At 65.1% G+C, this 25,552-nt stretch carries 24 protein-coding genes; 11 read left to right on the top strand and 13 right to left on the bottom strand.

Annotation, left to right across the window (positions count from 1 at the left end; all coding sequences use genetic code 11):
• The first annotated feature begins 81 nt into the window (after positions 1 to 81).
• Positions 82 to 1,869 carry a peptide ABC transporter substrate-binding protein gene (locus HAP40_RS31800; protein WP_166813825.1) on the top strand — a complete coding sequence of 596 codons (1,788 nt, stop codon included), beginning with the start codon at positions 82 to 84 and terminating at the stop codon, positions 1,867 to 1,869.
• Positions 1,870 to 1,947: 78 nt separating this feature from the next.
• Here HAP40_RS31800 and HAP40_RS31805 read toward each other — a convergent pair whose 3' ends face one another.
• From HAP40_RS31805 to HAP40_RS31815, 3 genes are all read right to left on the bottom strand, one after another.
• Positions 1,948 to 2,187: a DUF3551 domain-containing protein gene (locus tag HAP40_RS31805; protein ID WP_166813823.1), complete on the bottom strand. Its 240-nt coding sequence runs from the start codon at positions 2,185 to 2,187 to the stop codon at positions 1,948 to 1,950.
• Between the two features lie 115 nt (positions 2,188 to 2,302).
• Positions 2,303 to 2,512 carry a hypothetical protein gene (locus tag HAP40_RS31810; RefSeq protein WP_166813821.1) on the bottom strand — a complete coding sequence of 70 codons (210 nt, stop codon included), beginning with the start codon at positions 2,510 to 2,512 and terminating at the stop codon, positions 2,303 to 2,305.
• Entirely contained in the window at positions 2,509 to 3,333 is an 825-nt protein-coding gene (locus tag HAP40_RS31815; protein ID WP_166813819.1) for an AraC family transcriptional regulator, read from the bottom strand. Before HAP40_RS31815 ends, HAP40_RS31810 begins: the two co-directional genes overlap by 4 nt.
• A gap of 440 nt (positions 3,334 to 3,773) precedes the next feature.
• Here HAP40_RS31815 and HAP40_RS31820 point away from each other — a divergent pair, with 440 nt between their 5' ends.
• The 7 genes from HAP40_RS31820 (at position 3,774) to HAP40_RS31850 (ending at position 11,701) form a co-directional block, all read left to right on the top strand.
• On the top strand, positions 3,774 to 5,684 hold the full coding sequence (locus HAP40_RS31820; protein ID WP_166813817.1) for an ATP-binding protein: 1,911 nt from the start codon (positions 3,774 to 3,776) through the stop codon (positions 5,682 to 5,684).
• On the top strand, positions 5,681 to 6,352 hold the full coding sequence (locus HAP40_RS31825) for a response regulator transcription factor (RefSeq protein WP_166813815.1): 672 nt from the start codon (positions 5,681 to 5,683) through the stop codon (positions 6,350 to 6,352). Before HAP40_RS31820 ends, HAP40_RS31825 begins: the two co-directional genes overlap by 4 nt.
• Before the next feature lie 98 nt (positions 6,353 to 6,450).
• Positions 6,451 to 6,831, top strand: a complete 381-nt coding sequence (locus HAP40_RS31830; RefSeq protein ID WP_166813813.1) for a response regulator transcription factor — start codon at positions 6,451 to 6,453, stop codon at positions 6,829 to 6,831.
• Positions 6,832 to 6,991: 160 nt separating this feature from the next.
• Entirely contained in the window at positions 6,992 to 8,893 is a 1,902-nt protein-coding gene (locus HAP40_RS31835; protein WP_166813811.1) for an FUSC family protein, read from the top strand.
• Positions 8,890 to 9,093: a DUF1656 domain-containing protein gene (locus tag HAP40_RS31840; protein WP_166813809.1), complete on the top strand. Its 204-nt coding sequence runs from the start codon at positions 8,890 to 8,892 to the stop codon at positions 9,091 to 9,093. The genes HAP40_RS31835 and HAP40_RS31840 overlap by 4 nt, the downstream gene beginning before the upstream one ends.
• Before the next feature lie 11 nt (positions 9,094 to 9,104).
• Positions 9,105 to 10,397 carry an HlyD family secretion protein gene (locus HAP40_RS31845; protein WP_166813807.1) on the top strand — a complete coding sequence of 431 codons (1,293 nt, stop codon included), beginning with the start codon at positions 9,105 to 9,107 and terminating at the stop codon, positions 10,395 to 10,397.
• 257 nt (positions 10,398 to 10,654) lie between these two features.
• Positions 10,655 to 11,701, top strand: a complete 1,047-nt coding sequence (locus tag HAP40_RS31850) for a helix-turn-helix domain-containing protein (RefSeq protein ID WP_166813805.1) — start codon at positions 10,655 to 10,657, stop codon at positions 11,699 to 11,701.
• A 183-nt stretch (positions 11,702 to 11,884) separates the two neighbouring features.
• On the opposite strand, the gene HAP40_RS31855 is transcribed toward HAP40_RS31850, so the two are convergent.
• From HAP40_RS31855 to HAP40_RS31895, 9 genes are all read right to left on the bottom strand, one after another.
• Complete coding sequence (locus tag HAP40_RS31855; protein ID WP_166813803.1) at positions 11,885 to 12,823, bottom strand: acyltransferase domain-containing protein; 939 nt, start codon at positions 12,821 to 12,823, stop codon at positions 11,885 to 11,887.
• A 9-nt stretch (positions 12,824 to 12,832) separates the two neighbouring features.
• The gene (locus HAP40_RS31860; RefSeq protein WP_166813801.1) at positions 12,833 to 13,783 is read right to left on the bottom strand and encodes an AEC family transporter; all 951 of its coding nucleotides are present in this window, start codon (positions 13,781 to 13,783) and stop codon (positions 12,833 to 12,835) included.
• A complete protein-coding gene (mdcB, locus tag HAP40_RS31865; protein ID WP_166813799.1) occupies positions 13,780 to 14,661 on the bottom strand; it encodes a triphosphoribosyl-dephospho-CoA synthase MdcB in 882 nt (293 codons plus the stop codon). The genes HAP40_RS31860 and mdcB overlap by 4 nt, the downstream gene beginning before the upstream one ends.
• Positions 14,658 to 15,338, bottom strand: coding sequence for a malonate decarboxylase holo-[acyl-carrier-protein] synthase (mdcG, locus tag HAP40_RS31870; protein WP_166819261.1), 681 nt, complete (start codon positions 15,336 to 15,338; stop codon positions 14,658 to 14,660). Before mdcG ends, mdcB begins: the two co-directional genes overlap by 4 nt.
• The gene (gene mdcE / locus HAP40_RS31875; RefSeq protein ID WP_166813797.1) at positions 15,313 to 16,035 is read right to left on the bottom strand and encodes a biotin-independent malonate decarboxylase subunit gamma; all 723 of its coding nucleotides are present in this window, start codon (positions 16,033 to 16,035) and stop codon (positions 15,313 to 15,315) included. The genes mdcG and mdcE overlap by 26 nt, the downstream gene beginning before the upstream one ends.
• Positions 16,022 to 16,960: a biotin-independent malonate decarboxylase subunit beta gene (locus HAP40_RS31880; RefSeq protein WP_166813795.1), complete on the bottom strand. Its 939-nt coding sequence runs from the start codon at positions 16,958 to 16,960 to the stop codon at positions 16,022 to 16,024. Before HAP40_RS31880 ends, mdcE begins: the two co-directional genes overlap by 14 nt.
• On the bottom strand, positions 16,957 to 17,274 hold the full coding sequence (mdcC, locus tag HAP40_RS31885; RefSeq protein ID WP_166813793.1) for a malonate decarboxylase acyl carrier protein: 318 nt from the start codon (positions 17,272 to 17,274) through the stop codon (positions 16,957 to 16,959). Before mdcC ends, HAP40_RS31880 begins: the two co-directional genes overlap by 4 nt.
• A 9-nt stretch (positions 17,275 to 17,283) precedes the next feature.
• The gene (gene mdcA, locus HAP40_RS31890; protein WP_166813791.1) at positions 17,284 to 18,930 is read right to left on the bottom strand and encodes a malonate decarboxylase subunit alpha; all 1,647 of its coding nucleotides are present in this window, start codon (positions 18,928 to 18,930) and stop codon (positions 17,284 to 17,286) included.
• A gap of 175 nt (positions 18,931 to 19,105) precedes the next feature.
• Positions 19,106 to 19,891, bottom strand: coding sequence for an alpha/beta hydrolase (locus HAP40_RS31895; RefSeq protein ID WP_166813789.1), 786 nt, complete (start codon positions 19,889 to 19,891; stop codon positions 19,106 to 19,108).
• Positions 19,892 to 20,075: 184 nt separating this feature from the next.
• Here HAP40_RS31895 and HAP40_RS31900 point away from each other — a divergent pair, with 184 nt between their 5' ends.
• Complete coding sequence (locus HAP40_RS31900; protein ID WP_166813787.1) at positions 20,076 to 20,417, top strand: hypothetical protein; 342 nt, start codon at positions 20,076 to 20,078, stop codon at positions 20,415 to 20,417.
• Between the two features lie 170 nt (positions 20,418 to 20,587).
• Here the strand turns inward: HAP40_RS31900 and HAP40_RS31905 are convergent, their stop codons facing one another.
• Positions 20,588 to 21,169: a hypothetical protein gene (locus tag HAP40_RS31905; RefSeq protein WP_208024865.1), complete on the bottom strand. Its 582-nt coding sequence runs from the start codon at positions 21,167 to 21,169 to the stop codon at positions 20,588 to 20,590.
• A gap of 27 nt (positions 21,170 to 21,196) precedes the next feature.
• Between HAP40_RS31905 and HAP40_RS31910 the strand changes: the two genes are divergently transcribed.
• Positions 21,197 to 22,372 (top strand): efflux RND transporter periplasmic adaptor subunit, encoded by a 1,176-nt coding sequence (locus HAP40_RS31910; RefSeq protein WP_166813785.1) that lies wholly within the window; start codon positions 21,197 to 21,199, stop codon positions 22,370 to 22,372.
• Positions 22,369 to 25,512, top strand: a complete 3,144-nt coding sequence (locus HAP40_RS31915; RefSeq protein ID WP_166813783.1) for an efflux RND transporter permease subunit — start codon at positions 22,369 to 22,371, stop codon at positions 25,510 to 25,512. The genes HAP40_RS31910 and HAP40_RS31915 overlap by 4 nt, the downstream gene beginning before the upstream one ends.
• Positions 25,513 to 25,552: the final 40 nt, after the last annotated feature.

Consider the following 25,552-nt stretch of genomic DNA (forward strand, 5'->3'; position numbering starts at 1 on the left):
GTGTCCATTGCCGCCTCGCCCGAGATGAAACATGATGGCGCGCGACTGGCGACGCGCTTTCTTTGAGCTGGAGGACGACCGATGAACGAAAACGAAGTCCGTGGCCTGATCGCGGAAGTGAAGCAAGGCACGCTGTCGCGGCGCTCGTTCATCCAGAAAGTTGCCGCGATCGGGATCGCAGCGCCGATCGCGAGTCAGATCCTGGCCTGGCACGACGTCGCCATGGCCGACGCCAGACTCCCATACAAGCCGTCGAAGGCCGGCGGCGGCGGCCCGCTCAAGGTCCTGCTCTGGCAGGCCCCAACCTTGCTCAATCCGCATTTCGCGATCGGCACGAAGGACCAGATCGCCTCGCGCGTCTTCTTCGAGCCGCTCGCCGGCTGGGACAAGGACGGCAATCTCATCCCCTGCCTTGCCGCGGAGACTCCGACCAAGGCAAATGGCGGCATTGCGGCGGACGGTATGAGCGTGATCTGGAAGCTCAAGCAGGGCGTCAAGTGGCATGACGGCAAACCCTTCACCGCCGACGACGTCGTCTTCACCTGGCAATACGCCGCAGATCTCGCGACCGCGGCCTATACCACGGGATCGTACAAGGACATCAAGGTCGAGAAGATCGACGACCACGCCGTCAAGGTGACCTTCAAGGCGCCGACGCCGTTCTGGGCCGATCCGTTCGTCGGCTCGGTCGGCCAGATCCTGCCGAAGCATCATTTCGGCGACTATGCCGGCGCCAAGTCGCGCGAGGCGCCGGCCAATCTGAAGCCGGTCGGCACCGGCCCCTATAAATTCGTCGAGTTCAAGCCGGGGGACCTCATCCGCGCCGAACGCAATCCCGACTACCATATCAAGAACCAGCCGCATTTCGACACGCTCGAGATGAAGGGTGGCGGTGATGCGGTGTCTGCGGCGCGCGCGGTGCTGCAAACCGGCGAATATGACTTTGCCTGGAACATGCAGGTGGAGGAGGAGGTCCTCAAGCGCATGGAGGCGAGCGGCAAGGGCAAGCTCGACGTCACGCCGTCGGGCAATGTCGAGTTCATCATCCTCAACACCACCGACCCCTGGACCGACGTCGATGGCGAGCGGTCGAGCGTCAAGACCAAGCACCCGACCCTGTCCGATCCGGCCGTGCGCAGCGCGATCAACCTCCTGATCGATCGCGACTCGATCCAGAAATTCATCTACGGCCGCGGCGGCGTCGCAACCGCAAGCTTCGTCAACGCGCCAAAGCAGTTCAAGTCGCCCAAGCTGAAATACGCCTTCGACGTCGACAAGGCCAACAAGATCCTCGACGAGGCCGGCTGGAAGAAGGGCGCGGACGGCATCCGCGAGAAGGACGGCAAGAAGCTCAAATACGTCTTCCAGACCTCGACCAACGCCCCGCGCCAGAAGACCCAGGCCATCATCAAGCAGGCCTGCGAAAAGGCCGGCATCGACATCGAGATCAAGTCGGTCACCGCGTCGGTGTTCTTCTCCTCCGACGTCGGCAATCCCGACACCTACTCGAAATTCTATGCCGACATGGAGATGTACAACACCACGCAGCCGCAGCCCGATCCGGAGCGCTTCCTGAACCAATGCGTCTCCTGGGAGATCGCCACCAAGGACAACAAATGGCTGGGCCGCAACATCTCGCGCTATTCCGATCCCGAAGCCGACAAGGCCTACAAGGCCGCGCAGAACGAGCTCGATCCGGTCAAGCGCGCCGCGCTGCTGATCAAGGTCGACGAGACCTTCTGCGACGCACACGTGTTCCTGCCGCTGCTCTCGCGCAACATCGTCAACGCCGGCATCAACAGCCTCATGGTCGATATCTCGGGCTGGGACACCATCACGTGGAATCTCGCGAGCTGGCACCGGAGCTGAGAGCCGGAGCTCACGCTTGCTGGACGGGAGCATTTCATGAGACAATCGGCTGCCGCGCGGCGCCGGCCGGGCGCAGCCTCAATGCTCGTGCCGACCCGCACGGTCTGCGTTCTTGTCCTTCGCGACCTCACGGACGCACTCGGCGTCCGAACCCGTCATGCTCTTCATGCACAGGGCCAGCCTTGCAAAGCCGCAGGTTTGATGCCCTTCATCGCGGAGGCAGAACCGATCGATATAGGCTTGTGGGGGGTCGAGCGTCGCCTCGGAAAGACCGATGATCGTCACGAGCGCCGCGCCGAACATCAACAACGAAATCACACGTCGGCGCCTCGACATGGTAATTCTCCTGGCTTCGCATTCAGGCACTGCGTCGTTCGGTCTTGGCGCCGGCGTTGCTTCTCGGGGCCGCTTGCTCGATCGCCCGGCTGTTGCGCTAGCGCGCGACGACCGCGACGGTGGCTCTGCAGAAGGTGAAGATGAAGCGGCCATAGAGTAGACCGACCCCCAAACCTGACGATGCCAGGCGATAGGAATTGCCGACGGCACGGGCAATCTCGAGCCATCCCGTGACCTCATTGTGCGCGGTCGCCACGTGGATGCCGGCCAGCGGCAGCATCAGGACCTGAATGCCGATCTCGCTCATGACGGAGCTGCTCCCGCGCGCGGCAGCGGCATGAACTGCGCGAGATAGGCGCTCCGCCATTGATAGGGCGTATCACCGACGAACCGCTTGAACACCGTCGTGAAGTGCGCCTGGGTCTGGAATCCGACCGTCAACGCGGTATCGACCAGCGAGACGTCGCCTTGCTTCAGCAGATCCTGCGCGCGTTCGATCCGGCACTTCAACAGATATTCGTGAGGCCGCATCCCGACCGCCACCCGGAACTGGGCGGCAAAGTGCATCCGGCTGAGCCCGGCAACGGCAGCGAGTTGCTCCAGCGTGATCTTCGCGCTCAAATTTTCGTCGACATATTGCATGACGCGCTTGAGACGCCATTTCTGCAAGGACCGCACGGTGCGGCAGCCACCGCCTTCACGCTCCTCGACATCGGGCTCGGCTTCGCTGCGTTGGAGCGGCGCGCTGGCGCGGCGGGTCAGGATGGCAAGACGCAGCGCGTCGGCGAGGATGGCCGAATGGGGGTGATGCATGACTTCGGTCGCCGCAAGCGCGTCCGAAAGACGCCGCATCACCGGATCCGTGGACTCCCCTGCACCGCATTCCTGATCGAGGCGATTGGCGGAAACCCTGAGGCCGGATCCGCGAGCGGACCTGCGCACGTCCGGTGCAGGCGCTTCGATGGCGAGGGCCACATCGAGATGGACCAGAGCCAGTTTCGTGCCCTCGTTGCCGTCATGGCCGGCATATCCCGAGGGACCGCGCTTGCGGCTTTCGAGTTCCAGGACATCAAGCGAGCCAATCGCAGGATCGTTGGTGGTGAGCGGCTGAGACAGCTGTAGCGACATCGTCGAAGCTCCATTTCCCCGTTTCGATCCGGAGAAGCCTGGCCGGCTTGTCCGAACGTCATGGCAGCAGAGTAATTCGACGGGCCGCGCGCTCCATTCTACGCGCGGGTGGACCGATAGGTTCTCGGGTTGATCGCATCATACCTAGGTATGATCGCGGCCCGGCCATCGGGCGGGCCGAAAGCCGGACATCTTCCGCGCATTTGCGAATCACCCGGATGCGTTGCGCGATGCGCCTGCGGTAAGTTGACGCGCCATTGCCTGGAAAACCTGCGGAGAATCGCTGTTTTGCGAGGGATTCGCCCCTCATCGGCTGCGTCGCGTCCAGCCGGTCGCGAGGTCTTCCAAGAGAGCACGAAAATCACGCGCCGAGATGTTGTCGGCGCGATCAAATCGCGGCATCAACGCCGCTGGAATGAAGCGAACGACGACCAGCGACGATGACGATTCCTGACCGGGCCACGGGTTCGTCCGTGAGCCGCGCCGGCTCGCGGTTCTGGTCCGCTGTCCTCGCCCTCGCGGTCTTCCTGGTCGATGTCCTGACGCCGCTCGAGGGCGCAATCGCCGTTCTCTACGTCGTTGCGATCCTGCTCGCGGCGAGAACGAACCGGCGCAACGACATCATCGTCGCCGCGACCGGCTGCGCGGTCCTGACGATCGCGGCATATCTGTTCTCGCATGATCTCCAGCCCATCGCATCGCCGGCCTTTCGCGCCCTGGTGAGCCTCGCCGCCATCGCCATCACCACGCTGCTCGCGCTCCAGAATCATGCCGCAACCAATCGCCTGGCGGCGCAGGCGCGCCTGCTCAACCTCTCGCATGACATGATCTTCGCCCGCGACCGTACAGGCTTGGTCAACTTCTGGAACAAGGCCGCGGAACAGACCTATGGCTGGCCGGCCAGCGATGCGCTCGGGCGGTCCGCCGACGAACTGTTGCAGACCACCTATCCCGACCGGCGAGAGGCGATCGAGGCCGCTTTGCTCGAGACCGGCCGTTGGGAAGGCAGAGTGGAGCAACGTACGAAGGCCGGCGTCACGCTGACGGTCGATGCCCGCTGGGCCGTGCAGCACGACCATCTCGGCAAGCCGGTCGGCGTGCTCGAAACGCACACCGACGTCACGGACCGCGTGGCGGCGCACAGCGCGCTGGTGCAGAGCGAGCAGCGATATCGCCGGATGTTCGATGCAAGCCGGATCGGCGTGGTGGAGGAAGACTGGAGCGACGTACGGGCCACGCTGGGAGCGTTGGATACTCGCGGCGCCGGCTTGCGCGATCATCTGGCGAGACATACCGATGTGGTCCGTTCCGCCCGCCGGCTCGCCAGGATCACCGACGTCAACCCGGCCATGCAGAAGATGGTGGGCGCGGACAGCTCTTCGGTCTTCATCACGAACGTGGACAGGTTGCTCGGCGAGAACGACCGCAGCTTCCTCGGCGCTTTGCTGGCCTTTGCGAACGGAGAGCCGTTCTACGAGGGGGAGACCGAGATCGTCAGGCTCGACGGCCGCAAGGTCCCCGTGCTGTTCACGATCACCTTTCCGGCCGGGCCGGATGGAGATCGTAACGTGCTCGCCTTCGTCATCGATATCACCGAGCGCAGGCAGGCGCAGGATGCGCTACTCGCCGCGCAGGCGGATCTCGCGCACGCGGCGCGCGTCGCGACCCTGGGCGAGATCAGCGCCTCCATTGCCCACGAGGTGAACCAGCCGCTCGCAGCGATCGTAACCAGCGGCGAAGCCGGCTTGCGATGGCTCCGGCGCGACGTGCCCGACCTGAAGGAGGTCGCGACCACGATCGGTCACGTCGTCGCTCAGGGCCGGCGGGCCAGCGAGATTGTGTCCCGCATCCGGAATTTCCTGAAGAAGGCCCCGCCCCAGCAGGATGAGCTGCAGATCAGCGAGATCATCGAGGAGGCGACTGCTCTGGTCGCGCGCGAGTTCGCGAAGGACGACGTCGTCCTCGCCATCGAGACGGAACCTGGCTTGCCGCCGATCCGTGGCGACCGGATCCAGTTGCAGCAGGTGCTCGTCAACCTGCTGATCAATGCCGGCCAGGCGATGTCCGGCCAATCCGGCTCCCGCACCGTCATGCTGCGCACCGGCAACGTCGATAGTGAGAGCCTCGTCATTACGGTGCAGGACAGCGGCCCCGGCATCGGGCCCGACGACCTGCGGCGCCTGTTCGATCCGTTCTTTACGACAAAGCACGGAGGAATGGGCATGGGACTTGCGATCTGCCGAACGACGGTGGAAGCTCACGGCGGCCAGTTGTCGGCAGAGAGCATCCCCGGCTCGGGAGCGACATTCCGCCTGACACTGCCATTCAGCCAACAGCACACCTCGCCATGACACGACCAAGTCAAGCCTATCCGCCGGGCCGACCCTCCAGTTCAGTCGTCATCATCGTCGATGACGACGCAGGCATTCGTGCCTCGCTCGACAGCCTGTTCCGCTCCGTCGGCCTGGAAACGCGCCTGTTCGCCTCGCCGGCCGAACTGCTCGGCGGCACGCTCCCCGACGGCCCCGGCTGCATCGTGCTGGACGTCAGGCTTCCGGGCGTGAGCGGGCTCGATCTGCAGGGCCAATTGACCCGGCAGGGCATCACCTATCCCATCATCTTCATGACCGGCCATGGCGACATTCCGATGTCGGTGCGCGCCATGAAGGCCGGCGCGGTCGATTTCCTCTCCAAGCCGTTTCGCGACCAGGATATGCTCGACGCCGTGACGGCGGCGCTCGAGCGCGATGCACAGCATCGGGCCGAAGCTGCGACCAAGGACGACATTCGGGCCCAATACGAGACCTTGACGGCGCGCGAGCGCGAGGTGATGGGCTATGTTACCGCCGGGCTGATGAACAAGCAGGTCGCAGGCCTGATCGGGCTGAGCGAGATCACGGTCAAGATCCACCGCGGAAACGTCATGCGCAAGATGGGGGTTAAGTCGCTGGCCGACCTCGTCCGCAAGGCGGAGGCGCTCGGGGTTTCCCAGACCCGCAGGACTACGGACCAAACCTGAGTATAATTCCGGCAGGGCGGCCCCGCGGTGCATAAGACATCAGCCGCGCAACGGGAGATATCCTCCTTGCGGAACACCGCGGCCAGGATGTGTCCCCAATGGCCAAGACCCCGGTGATTGCGATCGTGGACGACGATGAAGGCGTTCGCACGTCGCTCGCGAGTCTGGTGCGTTCACTGGGCTATGAGGCGCACGCCTACGAGTCCGGGGTTGATTTCCTGCAGGAAGCGTCGGGGAACGATCCGGAATGCATGATCGCCGACGTCCAGATGCCGGCCATGTCCGGTGACGAGCTGCAGGCGCAGCTGGTTGCCTCCGGCCGCCGCTTCCCGATCATCTTCATGACGGCGTTTCCGAGCGAAACGGTGCGCCAGCGCGTGATGGCGGCGGGCGCGCACTGCTATCTCGGCAAGCCCTCGAGCGGCGACGAGATCATCCGCTGCCTCGAAGAGGCGCTGGCGGGCCACGCGCGGCAATAACTTCTCCCTTCATGATCGCACCGGCCGCCTTCGGATGCCCGACGTGCATTTCGGCAATCAGGTTGGCGGCCTGGAAATACCTGCGATGAGCGCAAGTCACATAGTCGCGTGAAGTCACGACATTGGCAGCGCCGCCTGCGCCGCCGAAGGACGCTGCGCGATGCAAGTGAACGCCACCGGAGCCGTCGCCGAAGCGCGCCCATTGGTCTTCGCCGGTTTCCCGGCGAGTTCCTGGATTTTCGCGCTGCGTGTGTGGCTGGCGACCCTCATTGCGCTCTATGTGAGCTTTTGGCTCGAGCTCGAATCGCCATCGACGTCGGCCTTGACCGTCGCGGTCCTGGCACTGCCGACACGCGGGCAAGGCATGGAAAAGGCAGGCTACCGCCTGCTCGCGACGGCCATCGGCGTAGCGGCATCGATCGCGATCGCCGGCATGTTTTCCCAGACCAGCGGTCTGCTGCTCGCGGCATTCGGCATCTGGGTCGGACTGTGCGTCTATATGGCGGGCATGCTGGATGGGAATCGAGCCTATGCGGCGGCTCTCTGCTGCATCACCGTTGCCCTGATCGCCATCGAGCAGATCGACAGCCCGCTGCAAGTGTTTCCCACCGGCGTCGCGCGCGGCGCCGCCATCGGCATCGGTGTGCTTGCGGTGGCGCTGGTCAACGAGGTGCTGGCCGCGCCGGACTATCATCCGGTTCTCGCAAGCCGCCTCGAGGCGCTACATCGCCGCGTCGTGGATGTCGCGCAAGCCGCCATTCGCGGAGTACCTGCATCTGCACAGGATACGGCGAATCTGCTGCGTGACGTCGTGGCGCTGCGTCCGGAGATCGCGAGCCTCACGACGGAATCGAGCGTCGGCACGGCCCGAACGGCGGCCGCGCGTTCCACCATGGTGGACCTCGTGAACGAGCTGACGCTCGTCCGCGCATTCGCGGCGCTGCGGGCCGCATCCGCAACAGTGCCGGATGATCCGCATGACGGCGGCCTCGACCTGCTGACGATTGCCCGGGATCACCTGCACAGCGAGATCGTACGCAGGAATGCCGACGTGCGGCGCAGCCTCGAGGCCATGCGGGCCGGAATACAGCCGTTGCGGCAATGGCGCGCGCCATTGTACCGATCGCGCCGCATCGCCGCCGAAGGCGGGGTCAAGGCCGCGATCCACTTCATGCTCGTTGCAATCATCTTCGTGATGGCGGGATGGCCGATGACAGAGCTCTGTCTCGCGCTCGCCGCCGTCATCATCGGCTTGAGCTCGACGGCTCCGGATCCGCGCCGCTTCACGATGCTGGCGGTCTTTGCCACGCTGCTGGCCTGTCCGCTGGCCGGGGTCTTGAAGTACCTGGTCTTCGACGGCGTCTCCGAGTTCCAACTGCTGGCCATCGGCCTTGCGCCTGTCGTGATCGGCCTGGCGCTGCTGATTGCATCGCCGAATCCCGCGCGGTCATCCCTCGGCCGGCTCACCCTCGTCTTCACGCTAGCCGTGCTCGCGCTAAGCAACCCGCAGGGTTACGATCCCGAAACATTTGTGGTGACGTGCCTGTTTGCCCAGCTGTCCGCGGTTCTGGCGTTTGCGGCGCAGCTCGTGCTTCCGTCCTTGTCCGGCGACCGGCGGATCAGCCTGTTGCTCGGCGCGGCGCATCGCGAGCTGAACAACTTGGTTTCCGGACAAGTCCGGCATCTTGCGCCCGAGGAAGCCGCGTTTCGCGATGCCGCGCGCATCGGGCAGATCGTGACGGCCGGCGGCGGCCCGCCGGCCAACCGGCAGGTCGTCACAGAGGCCATGCGCTACTTCGATCAGACGGTGGCGCTGCGGCGGTGCCATGCCGAGTTGGAGCGGCTCGCGACAGGGCCGCTCGCCGAGGCCGCACGTGCCGCGGGAACCGCCCTGGTCTCACGGAATGGCCGCACAGTGCTGGCCGCCGCCGAGGCGCTGCGCCAGCTGGCGTTGCAACGCCGCCTTTCCGTAGAGCCGGTCCTGACCGCGCTGGTTTCGACAAGCGTCGCGTTCGAACCGCGGCAGGCCCTCGCCGGTTCCGGCACCGAGGAGCGGCCATGACGAACACCTATCGTGAGCTTGTCGTCGGCGGCGTCCTCATCGCCCCCATCATATCCTACGCGGTCATGGCACTGGTGGCGTTCCTGTTGCTCCGCCCGGTGCTGCGGCTGGTTGGATTTGGCAGACTATTCAGCAACCCGTCGCTGGCCGAGCTCAGCCTCTATGTAGCGATGTTCGGGTTGCTCGCCTTGTTGTTCTAGCGAGAAAAGTCATGGCTACTGCCCTGCCCCGAGACACTGCGTCGGTCGACGACGAAGCACAGGCCCCCGTCCGCGCCGGCACCGCCGACACGGTCGATGGCTCCGGCCTCGAAGAGCCCATGGCGCGCGGTACCGACGACCGCGGCATCGGCGGCGGACCATCCTGGCAGACCGCATCATCCACGACGTCGCCGCGCAGAACGATCGGTCGGCTGATGGCCGGGGCCGGCAAGCATCTTGCGACCCTCGGTATCGCGCTCCTCGCCGTCTGGATCGCGATCGCGACGTGGGAGCACTACGTGAACGCGCCCTGGACGCGCAATGGCAGCGTTCGCGTGCAGGTCGCCAACGTCGCGCCGCAGATCCCGGGCAAGATCGTGGAGCTGCGGGTGGCCGACAACCAGTTCGTTCACAAGGGCGACGTTCTCTACGTCATCGACCCCTTCGACTTCGAAGTGGCCGTCCGAATCGGGAAAGCGCTGGTCGACCAGCGGGCTGCGGATCTGGAAGTGAAGCAGGCCGAGTTTGACCGGCGCCAACACCTGTCGGATCTGGCCACGACGCCGGAGGAGCAGCAGATCTTTGCGGGCAATGCGGCGCAGGCGAAAGCAGCCTTCGAGGCGGCCGCGCACCAGCTCGCCCAGGCCGAGCTGAACCTGAAGCGGACCAATGTGGTCAGCCCAGTCGACGGTTACGTCACCAACCTGCTGCTGCGCGTCGGAGACTTTGCCACGACCGGCGTGAGCAACATCTCAGTCATCGATTCCAACAGCTTCTGGATCGACGGCTATTTCGAAGAGACCAAGATGGCGCGCGTCTGCGTCGGCGATCGCGTGGAGGCGCAGCTGGTCGGCTATTCCAGACCCATTCTCGGACACGTGAAGACCGTGACGCGCGGCATCAGCGCATCGAACGCCGCAGCAGGCACGCAAGGCTTGCCCAACGTCGACCCGATCTACACCTGGGTGCGGCTTGCCCAGCGCGTACCGGTTCGCGTCGCCATCGACGCGGTGCCGCCGGACGTGCCGCTCGTCTCCGGCATGACGGCCACAGTGACGGTCCGGCAGCCCGACGCGGATGATCGCCAAACCTGGCTTCAGCGGCTTCGCGCGACCCTCGTCGCGCCCATCTCCGATCTGTTCGGCGCGGGAGATCCACTCCGTCCGGGCTGCCTCCAATCCGCGTCCGGACAGCCTCCCGAGACGAGCGCGCTTCCCTACGCGCGGGTGCCCGCAGTTCCGTCAGCGGAAAAGATCGCGCCCGGCCTCACACCCGGCATCGATGCCTCGCCCCGCCTTCCCTGAAAGAGAAGCGCTGCATCGCAATCCTGAATCGAAGCCGGCGGTGCCATGACACACCGGCGCTCGGCGCAGCCCCTTGATTTTTCTGCTCTAATCGACCGCCTTGCGACCTCCCGCCGCACCCGACGCATTCGCAAAATCTAACACGATTTAAGCAACTCTAACGAGCCTTGTGACGGCATCAGACTTATCGTTCGAACATCGACCAATGACGTTCAGCTGCGCTCACCGCAGCAGTTGAACCAAGGATGGGACGAGCGATGTTCAGCGATATGCAAGCGGCGGGCGCCCGGTTGACGTATCAACCCAGCCCTCGCGACCCGGATCTCCCTCAGGGGTCACGCGCATTCCCCCATGAGCGCAGATGGCGCCAGCCCGAGCAACGGACGGGCAACGCACGCGAGGACATCGTGATCTCGCGCTGGACCTATGCGCAGACGGCCGTCAAGCGGGAGGAAGCGATCACGCCTGACGACCGATACTTCTTCTCCATCGCCCTGAAAACGACCCGTCTCAAGCTGACGAGAGGCGCTCGAACCATATTCGACGGCATCATGCCGGCGGGCACGCTGTATGTCGGCGCACCGTCAAAGCCGCTCTGCGCGCAGTTTCATGCGCCCTGCGACTTCCTGCACTTCCACGTTCCGGCCAACTGCATTCCATCTGCGAAATCGGGGAGGGAATCGGTCGCGCCCGACGGCCTGAACGATCTCGTTCTACTGCGCGATGCATTCGCCGAGCAGCTCGCAAAGGCGCTGACCGAGCACGGCCATCTGGTCGACCAGGACTTCGCGCGCTGCATCGCCCAGACGCTGGCGATGCATGTGGCACGGCGCGAACAGCCGCGCGCGAAGGTCAATGCCCTGCCGAAATGGCGTCTGCGCCGCATCGAGGAATATGTCAGGGCACATTTCGACCACTGCATCAGACTGACGGACCTTGCCGGCGTCGCGGGACTATCGCGGATGCACTTCGCGGCGCAGTTCCGCGCCGCGACCGGTTATCGGCCGCGCGAATACTTGCTGCACCAGCGCATCGAGCATGCGAAATCCCTGCTGTTGAATTCCGAAACATCCCTGGCCGAGGTGGCGCTGGCGGTCGGCTTCTGCACGCAGGCGCATTTCTCCACCGTCTTCAAGCGGATGACCGGCGACACCCCGGCACGCTGGCGATGCGCCAGCCGGAACGCAATGGTCTCGTCCGGGCCGGCTGCCGTGGATTCGGCGTCCGGGCGGGAGATCATCTCTGGCGTCCTGCCGGCGGAGCTTCGTGAATCATGCGAAATGAGAAACAACCTGATTACTTGAAATACTTCTTTCGCCCGATCGGCGATGCTGCAGATGTTGGTGACTTACACCCCAAGTCACGGCTCGCGCCTCTCCTCCCAGGCCTACGAGCATTAGGGCCGTCCTTTTCCCCCCAAAGGACGGCCCCTTTTTTTTCGGCCGCATCGCGCGCCGTTCGCGGCCGGGCGGTATCGATGAGAGTGTCTAATCGCCGAGATGCTGCGCAAGCCAGGCACGCACGCCCTGAAGACTCCTGAAATCATCCAGCGAATGTGCCGGCAGATCGGGCCGGATGCCCCTGACCATCGCGCTCAGCGCATGTCCCGGTCCAAGCTCGAGAAACGCCGTGGTGCCGGCCTCCAGACAGGCCTGCAAGCAGCTTTCCCATTGAACGGTTTGCGAGATCTGCGCGGCGAGCTTGTCGAGACCCGCCTCGGCGGAAGCGATGGACGCGCCGTCGATGCCACTCAGGACACGCCCGCCGCCGGCCGGCGGGAACGCCACGGATGCCGATCGCAGGATGTCGCGGAACTCGGTCGATGCCTCGGCGAGCCTGGGGGTGTGGGAGGCAACCTCGACCGGGACATCAACGACCCTTGGTCCATGCATCGCCCTTGCAGCCGCGGCGATCCCGTTCAATGCCTCCCGGCTGCCGCCGATCAAGAAGGCGTCGCCCGGATTGACGATGGCGATCGCCGCATCGTAGCGCTCGCAAAGCCGGTCAACGTCGCCGCGCGAAAGTCCGCGCACGAAGACCAGTCCGTCGCCGCGACACGTGGCGGCATCCATGGCTTCCGCCCGGCGTGCCACGATGTCGAGCGTGTCCTGCGGTTTGAACAGACCGCCGACGCCCCAAGCCGCAACCTCGCCGACACTGTAGCCGGCGACGATGACGCCCTTCGGAATGGAAGCCTCGAGCGCGACCGCGGCGGCCAGGGCCTGAACCGTGCATAGAATCTGGCCGGCGCGGTTGCGATGCAGAGCTTCATCGGTTTCGCTGCGCACGAGGTCGCGCGGATCCCTGCCGCTCAGCAATGTCGCCGCGTGCGCAAACAGGTGCGCAGCTTCCGGCGCGTCGCCCGTCAGAGCGAACATGTCGCGGTGCTGCCTGCCTTGTCCCGCGCACAGGATTGCCAGCGTCATTGTCGCGGCCTAGCCGGGAAAGAGCATGGCGATCGCGATCGCCAGCGTGACCGCACTCACGGCAGTGCTCGCGATGACCACGGATCCCACCGTCGCGGAATCCAGCCGATAATTGACGGCAAACAGGATGCCGAAAAAGCCGGAAGGTACCGCGGCAAGCAGAATGGCCGTCCTCGCAATATCGGGCGAGATCGGGACGACATGAGTGACTGCAAGGGCGGCCAGCGGCCGAACGATGTCCGCCGTCACCGTTGCGGCTGCGACCTTCCAGTTCAGCTGGAACCGGTGTGCCGACAGTATGGCGCCGGTCAGGAACAGGGCGACGCCAGCGGCCGAACTGCCGATCAGCGCGAGGCACGCATGGGCGAGCGCATCAAGGCTGACATTCGATAGCGAGAACACGATGCCGAGCGCGGGCGCGAGCACCACCGGCTTTGTGACCGCGCGCCCGATCGCGGTCAGGATCTGCCGTAACGCAAGGTCTTCGCCGCGCGCCTTGGCGGCGTCCATTTCCGCGATGATCAGGGTCACCGGGCTGATCAGGATAGAGCCGGTCGCCAATGCGACGGCGACCGGGACGACTCCGGCCGGTCCGACGATGGAGGTCAGGATCGGAAGACCGACACCAGCGAGATTCGGGAAGCCGACCGTCAATGCCTGGATCGACGCATCGGGCCGCGAGACCTTGGCGAGGCCCCGCGCGGCAAGATACCAGGCGACATAAAGCAGCGCCATCGTGATGGCCAGGACGATGAAGAGCGGAATTTGATCGATCATCTCCTTGCGCGACGCAGATGCGGTCGCGGCGAATAGCGACGCCGGCACGGCAAAGTCCATCACGAGGGCATTGAGCGCATCGACCTGCAGATTGTCGACGATATGAAACCTGCCGGCCGCGTAACCCAGCAGCAGAACGAAGAACACCGGCACCAGCGCCATCAGGATTGCATTGGACATCACGACTCCGCTGCCTCATGGGCATCGACGAAGAGCGACATCGCAAGCAAATCGGCCGACCCACCGGGACTGAGACGACGGGCGACGAAGCTGTCATGGATCGATCGGGCGTGTGCACGCCATCCCGCGGCGCGTACTCCACCGGCGTCGATGAACTGGCGCGCCGCGCGGTGCGCAAAGCGAAGCCCGTCGAGCCCACCTCGATGCAGCAGGTTGGTGTCTTCGACGGACGCGATCAAGGCAAAACACGCCTCGACCCGGGCTGCTTCCCGATCTTCAGGGGCGGCGGACATCGCCCGCCGCAAGGCCGGCAAGCCGATCCGGTAGATGCTGGGAAACCCGTTCGCCGCCTCGAAGCGGGCTCCACCTGCTTGAAAGCGGCGGCGCGCAGCGTTGCCGTGGCTGTGCAGCAGCAGCGGACCATCGATGATGCCGGCGCCCCAGAGGCGAGCCACGCCGTCGCCGAGCGTCGACGCCGGATCGACCAGCCCGCCGGCCTTCGCGCCGGCCGCCGCGCACAACAGGCCGAGCCCGAAGATCGCGCCGCGATGCGTGTTGACGCCGGCCGTCGCTTCAAACATCGCGCGCTCGGCTTCGAGGCCGATGATCCGCAGCTGTCCCATGCCGCAACCGCGCGCGCCCGCATCGGCAAGGGATTGCAGATATGGCTTGATCGCCGCGGCGCTGCGACGAAACGCGCCGGCATCCATGTCGTCGTGGCTGCCATTGTCGACATGGCTCACGAGCCCCGGCTTCGGCCAGGTTTCCAGCTCCATGACGAGGCAATCGGCCGCGAGATCGCCGATGGCGGAAACATCGGACACAGTTCGCGCCAGGCGTGGCGCAGACGGTTCAGCGCCTCGCAAGGCAGCGGAGATCATGATCGCGGCGCTCCCGAAATGAACCGGTCCCTGTCCAGAAGCGTCGCGCCGTCGATGCACTTGACCAGAAGCTCGCTCGCGCCCGCACTGAATTCCCGCCAGTTCACCGCCGCGCCGTCGGCACGCATCAACTCGCCATCGAGCCGCATCGGTGCTTCAGTCTCGATCGCAGCCAGATCGGCGACGAGACGATCCAGGTCGGTTTCGGGCCGCGTCTCGAACAGGAGGTCGAGATCCGAGCTCGCGGTTACGTAATCGAGCCCCGTCATCGACTCCCAAGCGAGGCTGCCAAAGACGCGCGCGGGCGCCGAATGGCGAAGCGCGAGCTCCTCGAGCCGATCGAGCGTCGGCCGCCAGCACGGCGGAGCGGACGCATATGCTTCCCTCAGCGACGGAGGCCTCGCAACCGCGACGACGTCATCGAGGCCGGCGAGAAAGGAAAGCCGCTTCTTGCCGGCGGATGGGGGCAATGGCAGGCCCAGCGCGAGACCGTCTGTCTCGGATGGCAGCGCACGCCGCCTGATCGTCGGCCACCCCAGTTCCGCCCAGTAAAGGACGAGGGGATCGCGCGCGAGGTCACCATGCGGGTCGAGCATCGCCCGCCAGCCTTGCGGATTGACGAAGACGAGGTCGTGACGACCGGCCGGGCGCTCAAGGGATTTGCAAGGCGAGATCACGAACACGCTCCGCAATATCGGCCGCCTTCGGCCGGCCACAACGCTCCTTGCCGAGCGCGTCGCGCTGATCCCTCGCAGTCGGCAAGTCGGCGAGCAGCGCCTCCAACTGGCCGGCGAGCGGCGCGGCATCGCTCCAGATCATGTGAACTGCGCCCATCTGTTCGAGATTGGACAGACCAGGGGCAAAGACCGGCGTCGATTTCGCCTTCTCGTCGAGGGCCTCGATCGACAGCTTGGTCACCTTCGCCATCGACGGCAGGTCCATCACCGCGGGTTCGGCACCGGGCAGTCCGACCAGCACGCGGGTCGCAAGACCCGTCGCAAGCAAGGCTCCTGCGGCCGAGTGGCCGTAGAGAAGCCCGATGGTCGGGCGGCCGTGCATGTCGGCATGGATCAGCACTTTCGCCAGATGCGCCAAAAATTCGTTGAGCCCGAGCAGTTCGTCACGCTTGCTCATGCGCTGACTGTCGCTGTCGACCAGCACCAGGATTGGTCCCGCATCCCGGTCGATCGACTCCAGGACATGTCCGGACAGAATGATCGCCTCGTCGACGCCGAGCGCGGTCCGATCCGCAACACCGATGACGAGCATCCTGCCGCCGGACCGCAGCGTCGCCGCACCGGCGATGACGCCGCCATCGTTGCCGATCTGATGGCCGTCGGGAAACAGCGAAGCGAGAATGTCATCGAGCGTCACGGCTGGTCCTCCCGATTTTGTTGGCCAGCGCAATGAACTGGTCGGCCGGCAGTTCCGGCACCGTTTCCGCATGCGCGATGCCTTCGGCGGTCCAGATGTCGATGGCGTCCCCGCAGGCGCCGAAACGTCGCAACCGCTCGGCCAGGCGCACTTGCTCCGCTTTCAACCGATCAAGATCGAAGGCGCCGATCAAGCCGATCAGCTCGAGCGCGGCCTCGCGAAAATCCTGCACCGTATCGTCGGCAAAGACGTCGGCCGCACCGAGCAGCCGCCGATGCTGGCCGCCCATGGTGCGCCAGACCATCGCCCGGTCCCGCGAGTCGAACTCCTCGACGCCGCGATTGGTCTCGATCACCTCGGGGCCAGAGACGGCGATGCGTCCGGGCTCCGACACGGCGAGCGCGGAGCAGCAGCCCGCGATCAGGCCGCCGCCACCGTAGCAGCCGGAGCGTCCGCCGATCAGGCCGATGACCTTCACGCCGGCGCTCCGCGCCTCCATCACCGCACGCATGATCTCGGCGATCGCGAGCTCGCCCGCATTGGCCTCCTGCAACCGGACGCCACCGGTGTCGAACAGGATCACGACCGGGATCGAGCCGATCTCGCGCGCCGCGCGCAGCAGCCCGGTGAGCTTGGCACCGTGCACCTCACCAAAGGCGCCGCCCATGAAGCGCCCCTCCTGCGCTGCGACGAACACCGGCGCGCCGTCGAGGTGGCCGTGGCCGACGACGATGCCGTCGTCGTACTGCTCGGGCAGATCGAATATCTTCAGATGCGGACTGATCTCGCGCTGCTCCGGCCCGATGAACTCGACGAAGCTGCCGGCATCGATCAGCAATTCCAGTCGCGTGCGCGCCGACGCCTCGTTGAAGCTGGTGCTGCGGGCCCGTTCGGCCGGGACGATATCCTTGAGCAGGGCGGTCATCGGCCCTTCTCCGCGATCAGTCGCACCGCCTGCGCCAGCCGAAGCGAAACCGTGTCGGGACGCGCGCCGCCATCATTGATCGAAAACTTCAGTCCGCCCGGCGAGAAGCGCTCGACGAAATCATCGATCACGGCGGTCCAGACCTCGCCGAATCCCACCGCCGCCGTCCTGATCTCGACGGCGCATTGCTCATCCGGCAACACGCGCTCCACCAGCACTTCCAGATTGCCCGAGGCGACTACGCCGACAAGGGCGCTCTGCCTCGTGCCATCCGCGCGGGCGCGAACCCGGTGTTGAAAGCTGAGATCTTCCATGATCCATCCTCACCAGTTCCTGAATTTCGACGGCGGCGCGTAGAGCCCGCCCGACCAGCGCACGAGATCCTTGATCGACCGCGCCGCCAGCAGGCTGCGGTCCGCATCGAGCGGATTGATGCCGAGATCCTCGGGCCGGCGGATCACGCCGCGCTCGCGCAGGCGCGCGACCATGGCAGGGTCCCGCCGGCGGCCGACGTCGGTGTAGCCGGCGACACCGCGGATCGCTTGCTCGCGTTCCTGCGCGGTGCGGCAGAGCAGAAGATTGGTCACGCCCTCCTCGGTGACGATGTGCGTGACGTCGTCGCCATAGATCATCACCGGTGCGAGATCGAGCTTCAGCTTCTCCGCGAGTTCGATCGCGTCGAGCTTCTCGACGAACAGCGGCACGTTCTTGTCGCCAAAGGTCTCGCCGATCTGCACCACCAGCTTGCGGCCGCGGCGCATGAAGGTCGAGCCGTCCGGATCGGCCTCCGCCCCGGCCTTCAGCCAGGGCTCGCTCGGATGGCGCCGACCGCGGGCATCGGCTCCCATGTTGGGCGCGCCGCCGAAGCCGGCGATGCGCGAGGCGGTGACGGTCGACGAATTTCCCTGCAGGTCAATCTGCAAGGTTGAGCCGATGAACATGTCGCAGGCATAGAGCCCGGCGGTCTGGCAAAACGCGCGGTTGGAGCGCAGCGAACCGTCGGGGCCGGTGAAATAGACGTCGGACCGGGCGCGGATGTAGTCATCCATGCCGACCTCGGAGCCGAAGGAGTGGATCTGCCTGACCCAGCCGGATTCGATCGCTGGAATGAGCGCGGGATGCGGGTTCAGTGCGAAATGGGTCGCGATCCTGCCCTTCAGCCCAAGCCGCTCGCCGAAGGTCGGCAGCAGGAGCTCGATCGCCGCCGTACTGAAGCCGATGCCGTGATTGAGCCGCTGCACGCCATAGGGCGCATAGACGCCCTTGATCGCGAGCATCGCGGTGAGGATCTGCCCTTCGGTAATCGCAGCCGGATCACGCGTGAACAGCGGCTCGACGAAGAACGGCTTGTCCGATTTGACGATGAAATGGACGCGGTCCGCCGGGATATCGACCCGCGGAACCTGCTCGACGATCTCGTTGACCTGAGCGATCACGACACCGTCCTTGAACGCCGTCGCTTCCACCACGGTCGGCGTGTCCTCGGTGTTCGGACCGGTGTAGAGATTTCCGTCGCGATCGGCGCTGACGGCGGCGATCAGCGCGACGTGCGGCGTCAGATCGATGAAGTAGCGGGCGAACAGTTCGAGATAGGTGTGGATCGCGCCCAGCTCGAACTTGCCGCCGAACAGCATGCGCGCGATGCGGGCCGATTGAGGCCCGGAATAGGCATAGTCGAGCTTCTTCGCGACGCCGCGGTCGAACAGGTCGAGATGCTCGGGGAGAACGACGCCCGACTGCACCATGTGCAGATTATGGACCCTGGAGAGGTCGACGGCGAGGAGCGCACGGCTGAGCAGATCGGCCTGCTTCTGGTTGTCGCCTTCCAGGCAGACCCGATCACCTGGCCGGAGGACAAGCTCAAGCAGGCGCGTGGCGTCTCCGGCTTCCACGACCTTGCCGCGGGCAAGCGTGGCGCCCGCGGCGATGCGGGCATCACGCGTGGCCCGGTTGTTCTGCCAGCTCGTCATGGCCTTTGCTCCTCGGCGCGCCTCACCGCTACGGTCCAGTCCACGACTGGTGCGCCGGTCGTCTCGATCAAATTCATGTAAAACTTCCGGATGGAGAGTCAGGCCGGCGGGAGTGCTGTCTCTCCCGCCGTCCTTCCCTTCGCCGGCCATGCGTCAGGACCGGCAAAATGCGGCGTCAGCGGGCAGCCTGTTGATCGATGCTGCGTGCGGCCCGGCTAATGACGGCCGCCACTTCCTTCGGATGCGATTCGTAGACCGAGTGGCTTGCGCCCGGGATCACGGTGGTGTGGCTCTTGGCACGCTCGTAATACCAGCGCTCCAGATCGGGGTTGATGATCTGGTCGCTGCCGGCAACGATGCCCCAGCTCGGCTTGGTCTTCCACGCCGCCGCCGTCAGCGGCGTGCTGAACACCTGCGCAGCAGCCGGCACCTGGGAGCGCGCGACGAACTCGGCGCGCTCACGCGGCAGATCGGGCGCGAACAGTTTCGGGAATTGCACGGGATCGAGATAGGTGAACTTGTCGGGCGTGACCTTGATGACGCCTTCGGTCTTTCCGAGCACGCTCGGCGTCTTCTTGCCAAGCGCCGATTCGTCCTCGCCAACGTCGGGCGCGTGTGCGGCGACGTAGACGAGGCCGACGACGCTGGGATGAACGCCCGCTTCGGTGATGATCGAGCCGCCATAGGAGTGGCCGACGAGAAGCGTCGGGCCGTTCTGGAGATCGAGGATTCGCTTCGCTGCCGTGACGTCATCGGCGAACGACGTTTCCGGCTCCTGGACCATGGTGACATGGAAACCTTCCTTGGTCAGGATCTCGTAGACCGGCTTCCAACCGGACGCGTCCACCCAGGCACCGTGGACCAGGACGATGTTCTTCAGGGGCTCTGCACGCGCCGCGTCGACGGTCGCGAACAGCGAAAGGGTGGCGGCGAAAGCAAGGCAGGCAATACGGGGGTTCATGTCGGGCTCACTCCGGGTTGGAATGGTGCGACACTAGGTCGAGACCCCGCCAGGTGTATTTCGCCAAACAACTATCCTTGCCACTTCGCACGCCGGGGAACGTCGATCGCGGCAACGGCCACTCGCGCTTCCGATGAATGCGACCTAGCTATGCGCGCACCCCCGATTGCACAGGATCGAACCAATGACATCCACCGCAAAACTCCCGATCGCACTCCTCATCGTGCTCGGTGCCGCATCGCCGGCCTTTGCAGGCACCTGCGCGGAAGAGATCGCTCAAACCCAGGTGCAACTGGATCGCGCCATCGAAAAGGACGCGGGCTCCCACGGCTGGAAACCGGAGAGCCTCAACGCGCTGCGCAGCCATCAGCCGACGCCCCGCTCTCTTGCCGAGGCCGAGAGCGGCGACGGCGTCGATTTCACGGCTGCGCTGGATTCGCTTGATCGCGCTCGTGCCGCCGATCACATCGGTGACACGCGCGCATGCAGCCGGGAACTCGCCCGCGCGCGGGCCATTCTGAGATAGCGCAGACGAAATCAGAACGGAGGCCGGCTCGCATCCGCGTCGCTACCCATGCAGCGCGGTCGCCTGGTCGCGCGGCGGAGCACGCAGCCCACGGACGCAAAGACGTCTCGTGTTCGTGCGGCCCGGGAGCGGGACGTGCGTTCTAGAAATACCCGCGCTCTCGCATCTTTCTAAGGTCCGGCGACATTCATCGCGGAGCGATCGTCCATGCGGGACCAGCATTCAACAAACCACACCGGCATGAGGAGATCGGGATCGCACCGGCTCGCGATGCGTCCATGCATGCTGCTCGCAGCCGGCCTTTGGCTCGTGTCGGCTGCGGCAATCGCCCAGACGGCGATGCCGGGAATGCAAACTTCCCCCGGCATGCTTCCGACGTCGCCACTCAACACGCAATCGACCCGGCCGGTGGGGATCCCGCTGGGATCGACCGAGATTGCAACGCCCGGCACCTCGCCGCTCAATCCCGGGCAAGACATGACGAACTGTCCGACATCGGCAAATTCCGCTTCGCCAGGCGCATTGTTTGATGGCGGCGGACTTGCCGGCACCTCGTCGACCGCGTGCGCCAGCAGCGCAACAGCTCCGTCGACCCTGTCCTCGCCGTCGACGATTGGACGCGTCGGGATTCCATTGGGTGCCACCGAGCTTGGCGGCGCCGGCATCAGTCCGTCCGTGCCTGTGCCGAGTCCCGCCCCTACCGATGGAACGACATCGATCAACGGCACGCCGTCGATCAACGGCCTCGGCAATCCCTGACATCATCGAGGATCATCACCGTGAAACGACCCCTCACCATCGCGCTCGTCGCTCTCGCCGCAATCGGGGCCGGAGCAGGTTCGTGGTTCTTCGCGGACCGCCAGGCGGTCGTCGCAGCCGCGCCATTGCCCGCGCCCGCTGCCGTGCCGGTGGTCGCCGCCGCCGTTACGGGCAAGGACGTGCCGATCTATCTACGCGGCATCGGCACGGTGATCGCGTACAACACCGACGTGGTGCGCAGCCAGATCCAGGGGCAGATCGTCAAGATCGCCTTCACCGAGGGACAAGCCGTCAAGGCCGGCGACCTGCTCGCCCAGATCGACCCGCGACCCTATGAGGCCCAAATCGAGCAGCTGACCGCCAATCGCGACAGGGATCAGGCGCAGCTCGCGAATGCCGAGGCCAATCTCTCCCGCTACAACAAGCTGGGCGACAAGGGCTACGCGACGCCGCAATTGATCGAGACGCAGACCGCGCAAGTGGCGCAGCTCAAGGCCGCCGTGAAGGGCGACCAGGCCCAGATCGACCAGGCCAATGTCCAGCTCAGCTATACGCGCCTAACCTCGGCCATCCCCGGCATCACCGGCGTCCGCCAAATCGATGTCGGCAACGTGATTCATCCGACCGACCCCAACGGCCTCGTCGTCGTCACCCAGATCGAGCCGATCTCACTGCTCTTCACTCTGCCCCAGAGCGACCTGCCCCTGATTCAGGAGCACGCAGCAAAGGGAACGCTGAAGGTCATCGCCTACAGCCAGGACGACAAGATGAAGCTGGACGAAGGCGAGCTGCTGCTGGTCAACAACGAGATCGCAGGGACGACCGGCACCGTCCAGCTCAAGGCGGAATTTCCAAACCTTGAACACCGGCTGTGGCCGGGACAGCTGGTCAACGCCCGCCTGCTGCTGGAGGTGCGAAAGGATGCGCTGACGGTCGCAGGCTCGGCCGTGCAGCAGGGCCCGAACGGCAGCTATGTCTATGTCGTGTCTTCCGACCAGAGCGTCAGTCTGCAACCCGTTCACGTCGCACAGATCAGCGACGGCCAGGCGCTGATCGATCAGGGATTGAAGTCAGGCGACGTCGTCGTGGTCGACGGCCAGTATCGACTCACCGAAGGCAGCCGCGTTCATGAGCTGCACGGCAAGGCCGCGCGTGAAGCCGACCTGCAAAGTTCCGTGCAGGACGCCATCCCATGAACCTTTCCGCGCCCTTCATCCTGCGGCCGATCGCGACCGCTCTGCTGATGGCGGGCCTGCTTCTGCTCGGCCTTGCGGCCTATCCGCTGCTGCCGGTCGGTGCGCTGCCGAACGTCAATTACCCGACGATCCAGATCTCCGCGCAACTGCCGGGCGCAGACCCCGGGACCATCGCCTCGTCGCTGGCCACGCCGCTCGAGCAGCAACTCAGCCAGATTCCAGGCGTCACGCAGCTCACTTCGTCCAGTGCGCTCGGCGTGGCCCAGCTCACGGTGCAGTTCGAGCTGTCCCGCACGGTGGACAGCGCCGCCGTCGACGTGCTCGCCGCGATCAACGCCGCCAGCCCCTTCCTGCCGCCGAATATCCCCTACCCGCCAACGATCAGGAAAGTGAATCCCGCGGAAACGCCGATCATGCTGATCGCGCTGACCTCGGACTCGCTGCCGCTGACCACGGTGGACGCCTATGCGGAAAACATCCTGCTGCCGAAGATTTCGCAGGTCCCGGGCGTCGGCCTGGTCGGAATCGGCGGCCAGCAGAAGCCCGCCATCCGCATCCAGGTCAATCCGCAGGCGCTTGCCGCCCGCGGCATCGGCCTCGAGGACGTCCGCAACGTGATCGCCGGCGCCAATGTCGATCTGCCGAAGGGCACGCTCAACAGCCCGCGCGTCACATATACGCTCAACACCAACGATCAGCTGCTGAAGCCTTCGGCCTATGAAGACCTCATCATCGCCTACCGCAACGGCTCGCCAGTGCGGCTACGGGACGTCGGCACGGCGATCGAGGCGCCGGAAAACGATCTCCTCGCAGGCTGGTACGGCAGGGATCGCGCCATTATTCTGGCCGTCCAGCGCGTCCCCGGCGCCAACGTCATCGAGACCGTCGACCGCATCAAGAAGCTGTTGCCGCAGCTGCAAGCCTCCGTTCCTCCTGCGATCAAGGTGACGATCGCAGCCGATCGCACCGCCACCATCCGCGCCGCAGTCTCCGACGTGCAATTCACGCTGCTTCTGACGGTCGCCCTGGTGGTGATGGTCATATTCCTGTTCCTGCGGAATTTCTGGGCCACCGTCATCCCGGCGATCACGGTTCCCCTGGCGCTGATCGGGACATTCGCGGTCCTTTACGTGCTCGGCTACAGTCTCGACAACCTTTCGCTGATGGCGCTGTCGATCGCGGTCGGCTTCGTGGTCGACGATGCCGTGGTGGTCATCGAGAACATCGTCCGTCATCTCGAGCAGGGCATGACGCCGATGGAGGCGGCGCTCAAGGGGTCCCGCGAGATCGGCTTCACGATCGTCTCGATCACGCTGTCGCTGATCGCGGTGTTCATCCCGCTGTTCCTGATGGGCGGCTATGTCGGCAAGCTGTTCCAGGAATTCGCGATCACGATCACCGCCTCGCTGCTGCTGTCGCTTGTCATCTCGCTCACGCTGACGCCGATGATGTGCGCGCGTCTGCTGAAGGACGACTCGCGGAAGAAGCATGGCCGGCTCTATCTCCTGTTCGAGCGCGGCTTCGATGCCCTGCTTGCGCTCTATGCGCGGGGCCTGCGCGTCGTGCTGCGCCATCGCTTCGTAACGTTGCTCGTGATGCTCTCGACCGTGGCGCTCACCGGCTATCTCTACGTCATCATCCCGAAGGGCTTCTTTCCGCAACAGGACACAGGTCAAATCATCGGCATCACCGAGGCCGCCCAGGACATCTCCTTCCCCGCCATGTCCGAGCGCCAGCAGGCCATCGTCGGCATCCTCTTGAAGGATCCTGCCATCCAATCGGTGGCCAGCTATATCGGCCCGGGCGGCCCTACGGCGACGCTCAACCAGGGACGGATCTTCATCGTCCTGAAGCCGAAACCCGAACGCAAGGCCAGCGCCGACCAGATCATCAACCGGCTGAGACCCCAGCTCGCCCACATCCAGGGCATCACGCTCTACATGCAGGCGGCCCAGGACATCACCATCGGCGCGCGCCTGTCGAAGACACAGTATCAGTATACGTTGACGGATGCCGATTCCAACGAGCTCACCCACTGGTCGGCGATCTTCCTGGAGAAGCTGCGCGCGCTCGACATCATCACCGACGTCGCGAGCGACCAGGCCAATGCCGGTCCGAGGCTCGAAGTCACCGTCAACCGCGAAGTCGCCTCCAGCTTCGGCATCGTGCCGACGACGATCGACAACGCCCTCGACGACGCCTTTGGCCAGCGGATCATCTCCACCATGTTCACCTCGCTGAACCAGTATCACGTCGTGATGGAGGTCGACCCGAAGTTCCAGTACGGCCCCGAGGCGCTCAAGGACATCTACCTGAACTCGGCCAGCGGCCAGCAGGTCCCCCTCAGCACGCTGGTTCACAGCGTCATCGAGCCTGCGCCCATCCTGATCAATCACCAGGGCCTGTTTCCCTCCGTCACGATCTCGTTCAACCTGCGGCCGGGCGCAGCACTCGGCGATGCCGTGGCGGCGGTCCAGAAGATCGAGAAGGACACCGGCAAGCCGGCTTCGCTATCGACCTCGTTCCAGGGCAATGCGCAGGCGTTCCAGTCCTCGCTGTCAGGCACGCCGTTATTGATCGGGGCGGCCCTGATCGTGATCTACATCATTCTCGGCGTGCTCTATGAAAGCCTGATCCATCCGATCACGATCCTGTCGACACTGCCGTCCGCCGGCATCGGCGCTCTGCTGCTGCTGCTCGCGGTCCACATGGACCTCAGCGTCATCGCCATCATCGGCATCATTCTCCTGATCGGCATCGTCAAGAAGAACGGCATCATGCTGGTCGACTTCGCTCTCGAAGTGGAGCGCCAACACGGGCTGAGCCCCGAAGCGGCGATCTACCAGGCCTGCACGCTCCGTTTCCGCCCGATCCTGATGACGACGATGGCGGCGCTGCTTGGCGGCGTGCCGCTGATGCTCGGCACCGGCACCGGCGCTGAATTGCGCCAGCCGCTCGGCTACACGATCGTCGGCGGCCTGATGCTCTCGCAGATCCTGACGCTCTACACGACCCCGGTGGTCTATCTCTATCTCGACAAGCTCGGCAATTGGCTCACCGGGCGCGAGCCGCACGCCGCCGCGACGGCCACTCCCTCGACGACCGAAGCCGACGCGGGATTGAGCCACGAGTCTGCCTGAAGGGGTCCGCATCGGCCTGTCGGCCGCGGCGATGGGGCGA

This window comes from Bradyrhizobium sp. 1(2017) (assembly GCF_011602485.2).
GTDB lineage: Bacteria > Pseudomonadota > Alphaproteobacteria > Rhizobiales > Xanthobacteraceae > Bradyrhizobium.